The sequence below is a fragment of the Thioalkalivibrio halophilus genome, from assembly GCF_001995255.1.
GTDB lineage: Bacteria > Pseudomonadota > Gammaproteobacteria > Ectothiorhodospirales > Ectothiorhodospiraceae > Thioalkalivibrio > Thioalkalivibrio halophilus.
The window spans coordinates 1-15,959 of the sequence record NZ_MUZR01000008.1 but is presented as its reverse complement, the minus strand read 5'-3'; the positions used below and the strand labels follow the sequence as shown (position 1 = coordinate 15,959).

Annotated in this window: 14 protein-coding genes, 1 pseudogene and 1 CRISPR repeat array; of the genes and pseudogenes, 10 read left to right on the top strand and 5 right to left on the bottom strand. The window is 66.1% G+C overall.

The features are described from left to right. Nucleotides 1–6 precede the first annotated feature (6 nt). From B1A74_RS03145 to B1A74_RS03130, 4 genes are read right to left on the bottom strand one after another with little or no spacing between them, the layout of a single operon-like run. Nucleotides 7–864: a reverse transcriptase domain-containing protein gene (locus B1A74_RS03145; protein WP_024329733.1), complete on the bottom strand. Its 858-nt coding sequence runs from the start codon at nucleotides 862–864 to the stop codon at nucleotides 7–9. Beyond that, entirely contained in the window at nucleotides 861–1,856 is a 996-nt protein-coding gene (cas1, locus tag B1A74_RS03140) for a CRISPR-associated endonuclease Cas1 (RefSeq protein ID WP_077243737.1), read from the bottom strand. Before cas1 ends, B1A74_RS03145 begins: the two co-directional genes overlap by 4 nt. Beyond that, complete coding sequence (locus B1A74_RS03135) at nucleotides 1,853–2,200, bottom strand: CRISPR-associated endonuclease Cas2 (protein ID WP_018870801.1); 348 nt, start codon at nucleotides 2,198–2,200, stop codon at nucleotides 1,853–1,855. Before B1A74_RS03135 ends, cas1 begins: the two co-directional genes overlap by 4 nt. Continuing rightward, on the bottom strand, nucleotides 2,197–2,481 hold the full coding sequence (locus tag B1A74_RS03130; RefSeq protein WP_018870800.1) for a CRISPR-associated endonuclease Cas2: 285 nt from the start codon (nucleotides 2,479–2,481) through the stop codon (nucleotides 2,197–2,199). Before B1A74_RS03130 ends, B1A74_RS03135 begins: the two co-directional genes overlap by 4 nt. 243 nt (nucleotides 2,482–2,724) lie before the next feature. Further along, nucleotides 2,725–3,172: direct repeats of the CRISPR family, unit length 36 nt; unit sequence GTCCGACCGATGCCCCGACTGAAAGGGGATTAAGAC. A gap of 256 nt (nucleotides 3,173–3,428) precedes the next feature. Here B1A74_RS03130 and B1A74_RS03125 point away from each other — a divergent pair. The 6 genes from B1A74_RS03125 to B1A74_RS03100 are packed head-to-tail and all read left to right on the top strand — an operon-like array spanning nucleotide 3,429 to nucleotide 11,484. Beyond that, the gene (locus B1A74_RS03125; protein ID WP_024329731.1) at nucleotides 3,429–5,069 is read left to right on the top strand and encodes a hypothetical protein; all 1,641 of its coding nucleotides are present in this window, start codon (nucleotides 3,429–3,431) and stop codon (nucleotides 5,067–5,069) included. Next, nucleotides 5,069–5,725: an RAMP superfamily CRISPR-associated protein gene (locus tag B1A74_RS03120; RefSeq protein WP_024329730.1), complete on the top strand. Its 657-nt coding sequence runs from the start codon at nucleotides 5,069–5,071 to the stop codon at nucleotides 5,723–5,725. Before B1A74_RS03125 ends, B1A74_RS03120 begins: the two co-directional genes overlap by 1 nt. After that, nucleotides 5,722–7,344 (top strand): hypothetical protein, encoded by a 1,623-nt coding sequence (locus B1A74_RS03115; RefSeq protein ID WP_077243736.1) that lies wholly within the window; start codon nucleotides 5,722–5,724, stop codon nucleotides 7,342–7,344. Before B1A74_RS03120 ends, B1A74_RS03115 begins: the two co-directional genes overlap by 4 nt. Next, nucleotides 7,341–8,798, top strand: coding sequence for an RAMP superfamily CRISPR-associated protein (locus tag B1A74_RS03110; protein ID WP_077243735.1), 1,458 nt, complete (start codon nucleotides 7,341–7,343; stop codon nucleotides 8,796–8,798). Before B1A74_RS03115 ends, B1A74_RS03110 begins: the two co-directional genes overlap by 4 nt. Continuing rightward, nucleotides 8,795–9,316 (top strand): hypothetical protein, encoded by a 522-nt coding sequence (locus B1A74_RS03105; protein ID WP_077243734.1) that lies wholly within the window; start codon nucleotides 8,795–8,797, stop codon nucleotides 9,314–9,316. The genes B1A74_RS03110 and B1A74_RS03105 overlap by 4 nt, the downstream gene beginning before the upstream one ends. Continuing rightward, complete coding sequence (locus B1A74_RS03100; protein WP_077243733.1) at nucleotides 9,313–11,484, top strand: TIGR03986 family type III CRISPR-associated RAMP protein; 2,172 nt, start codon at nucleotides 9,313–9,315, stop codon at nucleotides 11,482–11,484. Before B1A74_RS03105 ends, B1A74_RS03100 begins: the two co-directional genes overlap by 4 nt. 249 nt (nucleotides 11,485–11,733) lie before the next feature. Here the strand turns inward: B1A74_RS03100 and cas6 are convergent, their stop codons facing one another. Next, nucleotides 11,734–12,708, bottom strand: coding sequence for a CRISPR system precrRNA processing endoribonuclease RAMP protein Cas6 (cas6, locus tag B1A74_RS03095; RefSeq protein WP_029681305.1), 975 nt, complete (start codon nucleotides 12,706–12,708; stop codon nucleotides 11,734–11,736). A 58-nt stretch (nucleotides 12,709–12,766) separates the two neighbouring features. Here cas6 and B1A74_RS03090 point away from each other — a divergent pair, with 58 nt between their 5' ends. The 4 genes and pseudogenes from B1A74_RS03090 to B1A74_RS03075 all read left to right on the top strand — a co-directional run. Next, nucleotides 12,767–13,699, top strand: coding sequence for a hypothetical protein (locus tag B1A74_RS03090; protein ID WP_024329724.1), 933 nt, complete (start codon nucleotides 12,767–12,769; stop codon nucleotides 13,697–13,699). Nucleotides 13,700–13,780: 81 nt separating this feature from the next. Continuing rightward, nucleotides 13,781–15,004, top strand: a complete 1,224-nt coding sequence (gene csx2 / locus B1A74_RS03085) for a TIGR02221 family CRISPR-associated protein (RefSeq protein ID WP_077243800.1) — start codon at nucleotides 13,781–13,783, stop codon at nucleotides 15,002–15,004. Nucleotides 15,005–15,091: 87 nt separating this feature from the next. Further along, nucleotides 15,092–15,397 (top strand): CRISPR-associated protein Csx16, encoded by a 306-nt coding sequence (csx16, locus tag B1A74_RS03080; RefSeq protein ID WP_024329722.1) that lies wholly within the window; start codon nucleotides 15,092–15,094, stop codon nucleotides 15,395–15,397. A 307-nt stretch (nucleotides 15,398–15,704) separates the two neighbouring features. Beyond that, a pseudogene (locus B1A74_RS03075) lies at nucleotides 15,705–15,959 on the top strand (hypothetical protein); the annotation flags it as partial.

Here is a 15,959-nt window from a genome sequence, read left to right as displayed (position 1 = left end):
GTACGATCACTGCCGGCGTTTGCGGGTAGCCCGCGACCGACGCACAACGGGCTCCCCGAGAAACCGTACGCGCGGCGAAACCCTGGAGACGCGGGTTTTGTCCGGGTGCAGTTCGAGTCCCATCCGCCGAAGGCAACGATCCACATGACTGCGCGCCCGTTCAGCGTCGGTCCGGGTCGCAGCGAGTAGAAGAAAATCATCCGCGTAGCGGACGAACGGGATGCCGGCATCCGCCAGACTGCGATCAAGGCGGTCGAGGAAGATATTACAAAGCAGCGGTGACAAAACCGCTCCTTGTGGCACTCCTCTCCGGGATCCGGCCAACGAGGCGGAATGGCTGCCCGCGACAAGCCAGCGATCAATCAGGCGCCGCAAGCCGCGATCGCGTACGAAACGCTTCAGCTCCCGACGTACGCCGCGGTGCGGCACCTGATCGAAGAACGAGCGAATATCTGCGTCCACCACCCAGTCCAACCCCGTGGCAATCCGCTCACGCACGCGATGGAGCGCATGCGGAACACCCCGCCCCGGTCGATAGCCAAAACTGTCGGGATGCAGGAACGGTTCGACCCGCGGTTCGAGCACCTGATGCGCCATACGTTGGGCGAGCTTGTCCCGAAGGTACTGGGCGGAAATCACACGCCGCCCGCCGTCGCCCTTGGCCACAGCAAACTGACGCATTGCTCCTGGCCGATACCGCCCGGTTTGCAGGTCCTGAACCAACCGCAGCAGGTGGCGAGGCAGCGCCTGGTCCAGATGTTCCCGGTTGACCTCTGGCGACCAGGGAGCCCGGTCGCGGCGCACCCTGCGCCAGGCCTTCTGTACGTTCTCCGGATCCACCATGGAGTCCAGCAAGGCGTTCATGCCGAGATCTCCTGCCGGATCGACTCGAGCTCTGCCCGCAGCGACCGGACTTCCGCTTGCAGCCACGCACCCACCCCCTTGCCTGACACCGATTCCACGTCGTCATCGCCGGACACGGCGGGCGGAACCTCGCGGTTCCAGTACGCCCAGGCAGAATAAAAGCGGCCTCGCGGTTCCTTGTGCAGGCGGCAACCATCGAGATCGTTGTTGGAAAAATCGGCGGGCCCCACCACACGATCGAGCAGCCCCAGTACGAACAGATCCACCCAGGGCCGGAGCGGCTCCATCACATCCAGCGCCAGCGCCGGGCGGCCCGGTACCGGCTGATGCAGAAAGCCCAGATGCACATCCAGACCAGCCGCTTCGACCCGTGAGTGCGCCTGAGTCGCCAGCAGCGTATAGCCCAGAGACAGCATCGCGTTGACGGGATCCCGGGGTGGACGGCGGTTTCTCCCAAGGAATCGCCATTCCTCGGGAATTCGTTCAGCCAGCCAGTCATACCAGAACCGCGCCGCTGCTCCCTCCAGCCCTCGAACATGTTCGAGCGTTACCGCCTCGTCGAGGTGGGACTGCAGCTCAAGCAGTCGGTTCTGAAAGGTCGACTCGCCGTGCCCGGCCCAGATCAAGGCATCCATGTATCCCCGGAACTTCCGTTGCACCATTCGACGCGCAAGGAGCAAGCAGCCTTGAGCGTCCTCGGCAGCCCTGAACTGACACCTGCGGATGTTCAACGATCCGCCCAGCCCGCCACCCACCCAGGCCGCGGGGCCATGGCCCCGTCCCGGCAACAACACCGCCGGAACTCCCTGGCCGGCCAACAAGCGCCACACGTCGCTGGCGACGGAATTCCTGCCATGGATCACGACCGCCTCCAGCAGCGCCGGAGGCACTCGCCGAAACGAACCGTCCGGCTCATCCACCCGCACCGACTGGTGTTCAACCGAGAGCGTGGCCCCGCGACGGTCGACGATCAACCAGAGTCCGTCACTCATGCGGACGCCCGCCAGCGCCGTATCCGTTCCGACAACCAGTCCCACCACACGCCGATGGCCTCGACCGACTCATTGCGTTCAACGCTTGCACTGACCATTGCGCCGCCACACCAGAGTCGAGCCGGGTGCGGCACGGGATAGGCCCTCAGATCATCCACCGACGGTTCCATGTGCCCCTCAAGTCGGCCCAGAAGCTCCTGCAGATACTGCCGGCTTCCGCGCACCAGGTAGACCGACTGCTGCAAACCCTGAGCGTCCTTTACGATTTCGCGCTGGACCCGACGCAAGCGCCGCGGGCAACGGATGTCATAGGCGACCAGATACCACTTATCCCCATGCATCATCCGACCCTCAGCATCCGGCGAAACAGGCTCTCGCTGTCGCCACTGCCCCGCGCCTCGATCGGGGCATTCGGCGTCAACCAGGCCAGCAGAAGACGATCCTTGTCCGGGTCAATCAGCTCACCGAGCTGGAGGTAGAGCTCGTCCGCTTCCTGCGGGGCAAGAAGGCATTCGTGGACCGATTTCTGGCCATCGATACGCCACTGGACCAACTGCCGGTGAACGCGCCGACGGCGCAAGGGGCTGCTGATGTCGTAAGCAATGATCGCGGGTCGACGTCGCATGGTGCGGCTCCTTTCGATTCGATGAATTGGCAATTACGATCCTCCACCGTGCGCGCCGCCGTGTCCGGCCCGGCAAGCTTGTCGGGATTGTCGAGCCGTCGGACCTTGCGTGGCACCTCTCCGGCGGGCTAGCCTTTGGCCGTGGTTATCCCGACTCAACAAGCAAACTTTTTCTGCACCAGATTGGTGCAGGACTGGACGTCGCAAGCCGCTGAATCTACGGCTTATCTACGAAGCGGAAGAGTCCGACCGATGCCCCGACTGAAAGGGGATTAAGACCACGGGGAGACGACTCAAAAAATAAAAGTCAGAGGTCCGACCGATGCCCCGACTGAAAGGGGATTAAGACTGTTCATCACTTCTCCCTTCAAAGGTGTTAAACGTCCGACCGATGCCCCGACTGAAAGGGGATTAAGACCCTATGCCGCCGAATGCCCCTACGGCCGTGGCCGTCCGACCGATGCCCCGACTGAAAGGGGATTAAGACGCGGGTTTACTCCCAGACCAGCTCCATAGAGCTGTCCGACCGATGCCCCGACTGAAAGGGGATTAAGACGCCTTCGCCGTCGCTACTGGGTGCATAAGAGCGTCCGACCGATGCCCCGACTGAAAGGGGATTAAGACTCTGCATCATGGCCGGGGCCTGGGGCAGCTCGTCCGACCGATGCCCCGACTGAAAGGGGATTAAGACCTTCCGGGGCCGCACCTCGCGGATGCGGTTTACGTCCGACCGGTTACCCGGAACGCGCGCGACTCGAACCTCCGCGTGTCAGCGGTATTTCCGCCGAGTGCCGCACATACCGCCGCTACGCCCTCCACCGAGATACTTCCCGAGTCCGGCCACAACCTTTTCGCAGCTGCCGCATCCGCATTTTTTTTGTACCCTCCAGCAAAAAATCGTCCCCGCCGCCAGGAGGCAAGGCCTCCGGCCCGTCAAGGAAGGACCTATGCGCTACCACGCCTATCTGTTCGAAGCCCGCTCCATCCAGCCATTCCTCTTCGCCTCCGGCCGCCTGGCCGACATGGTGGCGGGGAGCGACCTGCTGGACGAGCTCTCGCGTGGCATCCTCGACCAGGCCCTGCGCGCCTGCGAGGTGGAACCCGAGTCGCTGCCGGCACCGCGGCGGGCCGGTGGTGCCCTGTACCTGGTGTTCGAGGACGCAGAGACCGCCCGGCGCTTCCGGGCCCTGTGGCGCACGCTGGTGGCCCAGCTCCTGCCCGGCATCGAGCGGGTGGACTGCATCTGCTCGGGTGAGTCGGTGAAGGGGGCCATCAACACGGGGATCGACACGCTTGCCGGCATGCGCAACCTGCGCCCCGCCGCGCTGCCGAACCCGGCGCCCGTCGCCGAGCGCAACGCCCGTACCGGCGAGGTCGCCGTGGCCCGGGACCGCAAGCGTGACCGGGAACCGGTGGATGCCGCCACTCGGGTCAAGCGGCAGTTCGCTCGGTCGGAACACGCGGGTCTGGCGCACAAGTTCGACCCGGATGACCGGGCCGAGTGGCCCCGGAACTTCGAACAGGACGAGCCCGGATCGCGGCGCTTCCCGCTGGGCGAAGACGGCATGGTCGGGCTCATCCACGCGGACGGCAACGGCCTGGGCCAGATCCTGCGGGTACTGGGAGACGCCACCGGACACGCCCCCGAACACTACGTCCGGCTTTACCGCGCCTTCTCGGAAGGGCTGGACGCAGCCACGGGCGACGCCGCCCGCAGCGCCACGCAGGACGTGCTGCAGCCGCAGATCAACGACGGCGTCTACCCCGCACGCCCGCTGGTTCTGGGGGGTGACGACCTGACCCTTCTGGTGCGCGCCGACCTTGCACTGGACTTCACCGAGAACTTCATCGAGGCCTTCGAGCGCGAATCCGAACGCATGCTGCAGACCCTTCGCGGACAACTGAAGGAGGCCGGCACACCGGACGATGTCATCGAGCGCCTGCCAGAACGGCTGACCGCCTGTGCCGGCATCACCTATCTCAAGTCCGGGCAACCGTTCGCCCGCGGCTATCAGCTGGCGGAAAGCCTGTGCGACCGTGCCAAGCAGCAGTCGCGCTCGGCCACCGAGGAGGCGACAGTGCCGTCATCCATCGCCTTCCACCGGATCCAGACCAGCCTGGCGGACGATGCCGCGGCCCTGAGTAGTCAGGAGATGGAACGCTACGAGTCGACGCACAACACGGTCTATCACCTGGGCCTCCCGGCTTACGCGGTAGGCCAGGTGGACGCCGCCGGCCTGCCGAGGCTGCAAACGCTGCGTGATCTTGTCGAGCACCTGCAGGACGGTGCCCTCAACGCCGCGCGCCTGCGCCAGCTCGCCACCCGCATCCACGAAAGCCCCGAGCTTGCGCGCAAGGAATACAACCGCTGGCGCGCCCTGGCCGAAGCCCCGGCGGCCCGGGCACTGCACGAGTTCGACCGCCACCTGGAAGCGCTGGTCGGCCGGGCCGATGAACACGATCTCCCGTTCGGCCCCGAGCGTGACGGCGACCGCGACGGAGGGAGCCGGGAGCGCTACAGCCCGCTGGGCGACCTGCTGGCGCTGCTGGCCCTCCACAGGCAAGACACCCGGAAGGAGACCGCCTGATGTCGACGAAGACCCTGACCGTGCAGCTGCACGGCTACTGGCACTGTGGCAGCGGCCATTCCGCCGGTACGCATCTCGACGCACTCACCGCACGCGACCGTGACGGCCTGCCGGTCATCCCCGGCCGCCATCTCAAGGGCCTGCTGCGCCATGCGATGCGCTGCGCCGGCACCTGGAACTGGTTCGACGGGGTCACCCTGCCCGACGGCCCTGCCGGAAACGTGGAAGAACTCCTGTTCGGCTCCCGCAGCGGCCAGGAGGCGCGCTCCGCCACCCGGCCGGGGATGCTGCAGGTGGATGACGCCACGCTGCCGGAGCCCGAGCGAGCATTCCTCGCCCATCCCGACACCGATGGCCCGCAGCTGCGGCCGTTCCTGTTCCGGGACGTCCATCGCACGGCCATCAACCGACAGGGCAGCGCCAGCGACAAGACCCTGCGGGGCACCGAGGTCGCCCTCCCCATGCAGCTGCAGACGCCACTGGGCCTGGAGGTAACCTCGCTGGAAGAGGAACTGCGTCGGCAACAGCAGCGCGCGCTCGATGAAGCCGATCTGTGGAGCACGCTGGAAGGCGTCCTGCCGCTGATCAGCGCCGTCGGCGCCGAACGCAACCGCGGCCTGGGTGAGGCCGAACTCAGCCTGAGGGATCCGTCATGAGTGCCACGCGCCACGCCTTCCGCGTCACCCTGGAGCAGGACGTGATCGTCAGCCGGTCTGCCGCCACCGCAGGCGAACACGAAACCCTCGATCATCTGCCGGGCAGCCTCTTTCTGGGCCTGGCGGCGGGCCGGCTGTACGCCAGCCTGGCCCCCGATCAGGCCTGGCAGGTGTTTCACGGCGGGGGGGTCCGCTTCTGCGACGCCCTGCCCGAAAGCGAACCCGGCACCCCCGCCTGGCCGGTGCCGCTCGCCCTTCACCACTACAAGAACGAAGACGCCAAGCAGAAGGTTGCGGGAAGCGGTCACGCCCGTCTGGACCGCGACCGGGTGCTCAACCTCATGCATCGCGAACCCGAGGACGGGCGCCAGCCCCGCCAGCTGCGTGGCGGCCATGTCGATGCCTGCGGTCGGTGGATCCGCCCGCGCACCCGACAGTCACTCAAGACCGCCATCGCGCCGGAGACCGGCCGGGTCGAAGAAGGCCAGTTGTTCGGCTACGAAGCCCTGGAGCGCGGGCAGAGCTTTGTCTTCGAGCTGCAGACCGACGACACCCTGGACGAGGCGCTCGTGCAGCGCCTGCACCAATGTCTGAACGGCCCCGCGCGTCTCGGCCGCTCGCGCAGCGCCGAGTTCGGCCGCGTGCAAATCGAGCCGCTGGACCAGGCGCCGCCGCATCCGGCCAGCGTTGGCGGTTCTGACAACACCCTGACCCTGTGGCTGCTGTCCGATCTGGCGCTGCGTGACGAACGCGGGCAGCCCACCCTGCAGCCCCGACCGCAGTACCTCGGCCTGCCCGAAGGCGCCGAGTGGGACCACCAGAAGAGTTTCCTGCGCACGCGCAGCTACAGCCCGTACAACGGCAAGCGCCGGGGGCGGGATGCCGACCGCCAGGTGATCGCCCGCGGCAGTGTGCTGCATTACACCCTGCCCGCCGGCACCCCGCCCGAGGCCCTGCCCGCGCTGGAACACGGCCTCGGGCACTACCGCGAGGCCGGCCTGGGCCAGGCCGTCGCCCGGCCGCAGATGCTCGCCGACAAGTCCCTGCAGGTGGAGGCGCCCGCTGCGCGAACCACGGACACCCGCTCGGTCCCGGCGGCACCCGACACCGCGCTGCTGCGCCGGCTGCGCCGGATGGCCCGCACCGAGTTCCTCGAATTCGACGCCGAGCACCGTGCCCGGCGGGTCTTCGAGGCCCTGATCGCATCCCTTGACGAGGCCCGCAGCTGGCAGGGGATCCCGCCCAATGCGCCCCTGGCGGAGGACGAGGTCCCCGGGCGCAGCCAGTGGGGCCGTTTGCGCGACGCCGCCAACCGCCACCGGGGCGACCCGGACGGCCTGTGGCGCGCCCTGTTCCAGCCGCCCAAGGACTCCGGGGCCACCAAGGATCGCGAGCCCCCCGAAGACGCCATCGTGCGTACGCGTTCGGGATGGCAACTCAAACTGGGTCCCAGGCAAGAAGACGTCCTGGGAGTGCGCCTCAAAGCTCAACTGGAGGCGATTCATCGCAATGCTCCGGAGCAGCTGTCCGAGGTGGTGGTGCGGCTGGCATCGCTGGGCCAGACCCCCGAATGGACCCGTGCCGTGGAAGGGCACGCAACCAAGGAGCCGCAGGCATGATCCCCGAACTCCCGGTACACGACTTTGCCCGCGTCACCCTGGAAGCCGAGACCCCGCACGCGATCGGTTCGGGGGCCGGCGATGCCACACATGACCTGGTCCTGATGCGGGACGCGAATCACCTGCCCACCCTGCCCGCCAGCGGACTGGCCGGCGTGCTGCGCCACGCCTGCGCGGACGAATACGGCGACACCGTCGCCGACCGGCTGTTCGGCCACCTCGAAGGCGAAGGACGCGGCGAAGGGCGCATCTCGCGCGTGCAGGTCTTCTGGGGCTTGGTCCACGACAGCCAGGACCGGCCCGTGGAAGGCCTGCGCGAGGAGGAGGACGTGCGCGGCGACGCACTGCTGTCGCGGCTGAGCCGGAGTCACCCGCTGATCCGCCAGCGCGTCCGGCTCAACCACCGGGGCGCCGCCGATGACCGCGGCAAGTTCGATGTCACGCTCGCTCCGCGCGGCACCCGCTATACCTTCCTGCTCGGCCACTGGAGCGACGGCTCGGACGCCGCCTCCCGGGAATGGGACGGGCTGCTGCGCCTGCTGCAGTCCCCGGCCCTGCGTCTGGGCCGCGGCACCCGCGCGGGTTCGGGCGCGTTCCGGGTGGCCGAACTCCACATGGCGCGCTGGGACCTGCGCACCCCCGAAGGCCGCGAAGGATTCCGCAAGCGCCCGCGCCACCGTGCCAGCCGCGACGGACTGCAGGCCCTCACGCCCGGGGATACCGCGTTTCGCATCCCCGGCGTGGAGCTCGATCTGCAGGCCGAAGCCGGCTGGCGCATCGGGGGCGGCGAGCACCCGCTCGGCGAGTACTCGGGCACGAAAGAACCCGACAACATGCTCCCGCAGAGCGAGCCCGTGATCGAATGGCGCGACGGACGCGGCACCTGGACCCGGCCCCGGCCGGTGGTGCCCGCCTCGGCGATCAAGGGCGCGCTCGCCCATCGGGTGGCCTTCCACCACCGTCGCCTGACCGGGGAGTTCATCAACCCCGACGGGCCACCGCCCGATGCGGAACGCAGCGAGGCAGTGCGCTGCCTGTTCGGCCACGCCAGCGACCGCGATGCCTCCGGGCTCGCCGGTGCCGTCATTATCAACGACACCTATCTGGAACCCGATCCGCAGGTCCACGCACCGCTGCACAATCGCATCGACCGTTTCACCGGCGGTGTCCAGCGCGGCGCCCTGTTCCAGGAGGAACAGCTCTGGCGCAGTCGCCTGCCGCTGCGCCTGCATATCCTGCCGCGCCGGGACATCCCGGTCCCAGTGGAGGTGCGCGAGGCCCTGGATCTGGCCCTGCGCGACCTCGCGCGCGGCTGGTTGCCGCTGGGCGCCGGCGGCAGCCGCGGGCTGGGCGGATTTGCCGCCGAACACGATCCCGAATGGAACGACGACGGGGCCTGGGTCGCCGGCCAGGACGCGCCAACGCTCAACGCCGAAGGAGACACCGCCCGATGAACCGTCTCGAATCGCTGCTCGCCGACCACCGCCGCTTCCTTCGGGCCTGCGAGGAGCAGGGCTGGGAATGGACCCCGCCCGCGCTGACCCCCGTGCGCCTGAAGCACGACTGCGAGGACCTGGACTCGACCACCGTGCACGAGCGCTGTCGTGCGCTGTGCAACGACCGGGGCTGGATGCAGTGGCCCGCCGAGGTCCGCAGCCTGCCCGCCGAGCCCGTGGACGGCATGCCGCCGCTGGAGGGCGAAGGCCTGGCGGCGGACGGGACGCGCTGGCAGCTCGAATACCGGGGCGGCGACGGCTGGCGCCTGCACTGCTTCCGGATCGAAGAGACAGACACGGACCCCGGTTATCTGGCCGAGACGGTCATCCATCTCAACGACCATCGGGCACCCGCGCCCCTGCGTTACCTGCGCCTGTACGGCTTCGCCGGGCACACCGACGGCGATCCGGCCGACGACGCCACCCCCGAGGCCGTACTGGCCGTATTCGACGGATTCAAGGAGGACCGGGCATGACCCTCAACCTGCCCTACAACTTTGTGCCGCTCACCCCGTTCGTGCTGCGCCCGGACTGGCACGCGCACGTGAGCCACGACCACCCGTTCCAGGACGGCTGGAGCGGCGAGATCCGCATCCGCCTGACCGCACACACCCCGCTGAGCGTCGGCGGCGCGCAGACCCCGGGCAGCGACAGGGAACCCGGCAAGGTCCATTTGGCCCGCACGCCGGACGGGCGTCCGGCCGTGCCGGCCAGCAGCCTCAAGGGCATGCTGCGCCACGTGCTCGAGATCGCCGCGTTCGGCCATTTCCGTGAGGTGGAGGACCAGCGCCTGGGGGTGCGCGACCTCACAAAGGCGGACAACTTCTACATGAAGGAGATGGTCAAGGCACCGGTGCAAGCGGGCTGGCTGCGCTACCGCGAGGGCAGCTGGTACATCCGGCCGGTGAACTTCGTCCGCCTGCACCAGGAAGAACTGATCCGGGCGTTCGGCGTTGATGAACAAAAATGGAAGAAAGCGGGGACCGTGCAGAAACGATACGGGCTGATCGGGACCCTCCCCGAGATCCACTTTGATGTCGGGCCCGTGCGCAACAACGATCAGGCCGATGCCATCGACCTCGGGCGCGGACCGCGCCACGGCCACGTGGTGGTCACCGGCCAACCCGGCCCGGACTACACCCGAAAGAACGCCAAGAAACGCGAGTTCATCTTCTACGACGCCGGCAAACCCCGGGACGAGATCCCCGTATCCCCCGAGGTGATGAGCGACTTCCAGTTCATCCACCAGGAATCCCCTGAATGGAATGACTTCTGGAAGCCTCAACTCCACAGCGTTTCCCCCGGCGTACCGGTGTTCTGGCACGCCGAAGGCGATCAGAGCAGCGTACGCTCGCTGGGCCTGGCCATGATGTATCGCCTCGCCTATCGCAACACTCTGCACGACGCCATCCGCCACACCCGTGCCGGCAAGAACGCGGCCTCCGCGCATCTGGACGACGATGCCCCCGACCTGGCCGAACTCCTGTTCGGCCGCATTGATGCCGAAGGCCCGAATGGCAGCCTGCGGGGCCGCGTGATGCCCGGGCTGGCCGAGTGCGAAGAGGACGTCGCCACCCACTGGGAAGGCCCGATGGTCCTCAACGGGCCCAAGCCCACCTTCTACCCGGCCTACCTGCGACAGCAGGAGACAAAGAAGGACTACATCACCCTGATGGATGACCGCGCCGAACTGTCCGGCTGGAAACGCTATCCGGTCCGAAGCTCCCATCACGTTCCCCGCCCGCCGGACAAATCCGGCCCGAAGGTCCAGGTGAAGCTGGAAACCGTGCCCTCCGATACCACCTTCTCCACGCAGATCCGCTTCCACAACCTGCGCGACGTGGAGCTGGGCGCGCTGGTGTGGGCGCTGGACTTCGGCGGGCGCGGCGACCTTCGCCACTCGCTGGGAACCGGCAAGCCGTTCGGGTTCGGCCAGGTCTCGGTCGGCGTGACCGATGCCCGTCTGGAGCCGAACGATCCGGCACGCGAGATCGACGACGACGCGCTTGTGAACCTGGAGGCCTGCCGCCACGCCTTCGTACAGTACATGAACGACGCCTGGGCACAGGCCACCGACGGCGCGGAAGAGCGCTGGGAAGACAGTGAACCCCTGCGCCAGCTACTGGCCATGGCCGACCCGTCCCGGGCGGCGGATGCCCCGCTGGACAAGCTGGGGAATCCAAAGTTCTTCATGGACGCGCGCAAAGACGGCGAATACCTGAAGCCACATCTAAAAGAAAAGGACGGCTGGCACAGCCTTCGCACGCAGCTCGGTGACAGCGCCGCACCCGAAGCCCCCGGCTTCGGCCAGGCCCTGGAAGAGACCCGCCGCCAGCACCAGCAGGCGCAGGAAAAACAGGAGCGCGAACAGAAGCGCCAGGCGATGAGCCCCGAAGAAACGCAGGTCGACGACCTCCGCCAGGCCCTGGAGGCCTGCGAGGCCGAGCCCGGCAAGAGCCGCTGGAACAACCTCAACAAGGCCATCCGCGAACTCCCCGATGAAGCCGCCGGCTGGGACGAACTCATCCCGCAGCTCGCCGACCTGCTGGACCGCGCGGAGAACCTGGCCGACGGTCACGACCAGAAGAAGATCGTCAAGGCCGTGCGCCAGGCCCGCACCCGCCTGAGCATCGCCGGCGACTGACCCCATTCACCGCGACCGGGCCATGCCCGGTCGCAGTCCAGGGCCCGCGCATATCTGCGCCTCACGCCCACCCACCGAACGAGCGAGCGAGCCGAACAGGCTCACGCAACTTTGTTCCGTCTCAGAGGGACGACCGTAACCAGTTCAAGTGCCTTTGGAGCCGGTGACAAGCTTGTGGGTCCGGACGCGCCCGGCAGCCTCTTTTACAGTCGAAGCCCTGAACAACAACAATCGGGCGCGCTGTAGCCATCAGCGCTCCGGGGCTCCGGCCAGGGGCATCAGGTGGTATTGCCCGAGCCCCATGGTCGTGCCCTTGCCCGCGTGCCACCACTGCCCCTGCCATAACCATGGCCAGACGTCATTCAGGGCTTCCCCGGCAATCCGGACAGTCCCGAGCAGTCCGCCCATGGGGACAGCACGACCCTGACGGGCGGAATAGCGTCGAAGATCCCGCCAGGCGAGATCGCTGGACAACAGTCGCAAGTGGCTCGCACGACGACCGATCCGTGCCAGTTCGGATTCCTCGAAGTCAGGGCAGTGACTGGCACCCAGGTGTGTGGCCCGGCGCAGGACGGTGCGCACGAAAGAGACCGGGTCAAACGCATCCGGTGTCACGTAACGCCCGCGAATGCGCATCCGCAGGGGCGTGACCAGCCGGACATCAACCGCTGGCGGTGCCGGCGGAACGACCATCGCCGAGGGGGGCTCAAGCGATTGATCGATGGAATCATTATTCAGGACACGCCAGGGGGGCTCACCATCTTCCCCTCCTGCCCGAACGTCGGCCTGTTCGATGCTCACAAGTTGAAGCGGCACCCGGTTGTGCCCCATTCCCAGCGCACCGGCGCGCTCCAGCGCTCGGACCATCAGCGCACACGCCCGCGCGTCCTGACTCACGAGATTGAGGCCCAGAGTAGTCCGGGTCACATCCTGATCTTCGCCGGACGCATCCGGGCGCAGCACGAAGGGGGGCGTTGTTGCGCCATTGTGCTGCAGCAGGGCACTCGGCGGGTCGGCCGGGACGCGGGTCTCGAACAGCGCCGGATAGGGGCACTGATCGACGACAGGACAGCCATTACACTCCGGCAACCCGGTGGTGCATACCAGTTCGCGAAGCCGGGCACCAAGCGCACCACGCCAGACCGCACCGGGAAATTCCCCTAGGCGGACCGGGATCGACGCAAAAAAGTGAAGGCGCAACAGCGTTAAGGGAAGTGCATTCATCAGCCGGCTCGTCGACAGGCGGTTGGACTGCGTACGGTATCGAATTCCAGGAGATGACATGAAGAAACTCGCCGGAACCCGCAATCGGTCCCTGCTCAATGCACTACAGAACGTCCTCGGCGGCAACACATGGCGGGCCATTCTCCTCGTCGTGGGCATTCTTCTGGCCCTCGACTGGCTGGGCTCCAGTCTGTTCCTCCTGACGGAGAGCACACTGACGGAGTGGGGAGTGCCCTACCCGCCTACCACGACTCCTCTGCTGTTCCTGATCATTGGTCTGCTTATCATCCTCTATGCCATCCATTTTCTGCGCAATCAGGAAGCCCCGGCCGACTTTGCAGCCGAACAGCGCGAGATCACTCTGGATCCTCCTGACACTCGCGTCCTTGTACTGTTCCTGAGCGCCCTTCCGAAGGACCACTCCCTGAACGACGCGGCATCACTGCCATCCAGGCTGGACCCCGCCACAGACCTGAATCAATGGCAGGACACCCTTGCTAACTGGCGGATGCCGCTGGAAGCCATCAAACCGCATCTGAGCGCGGAACCTGAAAAGACGCGGCTAAAGGAGATTGTGGTCATACCGTCCGGGGGTGACGACGGCTCAGTCCGTGACCTCGACCTTTTCCGACAGATCCTTACGCGGCTGCTGGCCCCACACAACATTCGGATCCTCAGTCTGGATGATTTCAAGCATTCGGCACCGGGGACGAACGTTTTCGATCCCCAGGGCTGTGATTTCAACGAGGTCGAATCGGTCTGGAACCATCTTCAGGTGATTTGGGAAACCTATCGCCAGCAGGAAGAAGGGTGGGTACGCCGGCTCAAGGAACGCCAGATTCTGGTGGACATCACCGCCGGCACCAAACTCGCCTCGGTGGCCGGCGCACTCTTCACCCGCGAACAGGACCGGCGTTGCCAGTATGTCCGGATCTCGGACGGCACACCACGCGTATTCACGATCGACGTACTCCGAACCGACAGGTCATGAGCCGCGGACCGGCGAGTACCGGCCCGATCGAGCGGCTTCGATTCCCTTCACCCAATGGTCACACCACGCGATGAGGACAACATGCATTCATTGAGCACTTTTCTCGGACGCGGCCGGTACTCGGAAGCCACGGGCTACCGGACGGCCAGTTACGCCTTTCCCGGGGGTTCGATCCGCGTCAGCCCGTTTTTCGGGCTGGAACTGGCCAAGGAACTGATGCCGGACCGACTCGTCATTCTGGGAACCAGCGGCAGCATGTGGAGCGTGCTGGTGGAACATCTGGCAGACCAAGGGGACAACCGGCGGGAGAACGAGCGTCTGGAACTGCTCGAAGCGGAAAGCCACCACCGCGTCTCCGAGGAACAACTGGCGCCCCTGACTGCACTCGCGCAAGAGGCCACGGGCATGGATGTCGAACTGCGCCTGATTCCGGAAGCCCGTGACGACCGTGAGCAGATGCGCATTCTTCAGGGAATCGCCGAGTCGATACCGCGCGGGCGAGTCGATCTTGACCTGACCCACGGGTTCCGTCACCTGGGGATGCTCGGTTTCCTCTCCGCATACTTTCTGGAGGCCCTGCGCTCCATCCAGGTAAACCACTTGTGGTACGGCGCGCTCGACATGACCCCGAGTGACGGCCCGGATCAAGGCATGACGCCCGTACTTCAGCTCGATGGTCTCGATGGAGTTCACCGCTGGATAGAAGCCCTCACCCGGTTTGATGCCTCGGGGGACTATGGGGTGTTCGGGCCCCTCCTGGCACGGGATGGTCTGCCCTCGGACAAGGCCAGGGCGCTGGCAGAAGCGCATTTCCATCAGACCACGCTCAATATTCCGGCTGCACGCCAGCGACTCCAAACCGTACTCAAGGAGCTCGAAGAAACCGAACTGAGCGGGGCTTCCGCCCTGTTCAGGGAAAAACTCATCGAACGGCTCTCCTGGGCACGGTCCGACAACCTCGGCAACAATCAGCGAGCACTGGCCCTGCGTGCCCTGCGCCGACGGGACTATCCGCGCGCCGCGATATTCGGGTTCGAGGCGTTTCTCACCAGCCTTTGTATCGAACAGGGAGAGACCCCGACCAATTACAAGGCTCGGGAACAAATCCGCGACGCCTTCAGCAAGCGGGTCAACAAGGAAGAACCCGATTGGAAACGCGACGCGTGGCACCTTCTGCGCGAGCTGCGGAACGCCATGGCTCATGGCACCCCGCCCAGAAATTCAAAGGTGCGGCAAATCATGCATGACCGGGAGCGGCTACAACGCGAGCTCGAGGCCGCCATCAACCGGCTCAATAACACCTGAAATGGATCGCGCGGCAAGCTTGCCAATCCGGACTCCGGCGAGCCAATCGCGGAGTATGCACTCACTCTCAGCCAACCGGAGGATGTCATGCCCGAACGGACCTATTTCGTAACCCGCCATCCCGGAGCGGTGGAATGGGCAGAACGCCAGGGACTGGCGGTCGACGAATCCCTCGCGCATCTCGACCCGAGCATTCTGGCCCCAGGCGACCGGGTACTGGGCACCCTGCCCGTCCACCTCGCCGCAACCGTCTGCGAGCAGGGCGCCCGTTACTTCCATCTTTCACTGGACATGCCGCCAGAGGCTCGGGGCAAGGAACTCAATGCCGACGACCTCGAAGCCTGCGGCGCACGCCTTGAGGAATTTCGCGTGGTTCCAGTAAAGCCCCAGTAACAATGAACCCCGATGACCCACCCAAGGCGGCGGCCCCGCAAGGTTGTCGGCCCGGATAACCAGCGCTTTCCATCCTAGCCTGTATCCATATCGCGCTGACGAACAGCACGAGCACGACCCACGATCCTTGCCCGTCGGACAATCAAGCGAACACCCAATCAAGCAAAGGAGAACAATGAAACGCTCGATCCACGTAACCCTGGCTTCTGCTGTTGCGCATTGTGTCCACTAGAGCCCGAGACCCCGTTCCACACTGTTCAGGGGCCGTGAAACATATTCTCTGGAGGTCGGCTTGGAGGGAGCGAAAGTGGCGAAGGATCAATCGGATACCAACGTATGCACCCCCGAAGCGCCTAACCGTGAAACATTCAAAGAGGGGGCCGTGAAACTCACCGGCGATGCCACCTACCCGATCCCGTGGGGGCACCCGGCCGGCTGGCCGGCCGTGGAGTTATGGTCAAGTCTGGTGTATGAGCGATGGCTGGTTCAGGCGGCGCTCCGGTCGGTGATGGATGATGCCTCGTCGTTGGTCGGTTCGGTCTGCTCGATGCCGTCGATGAAC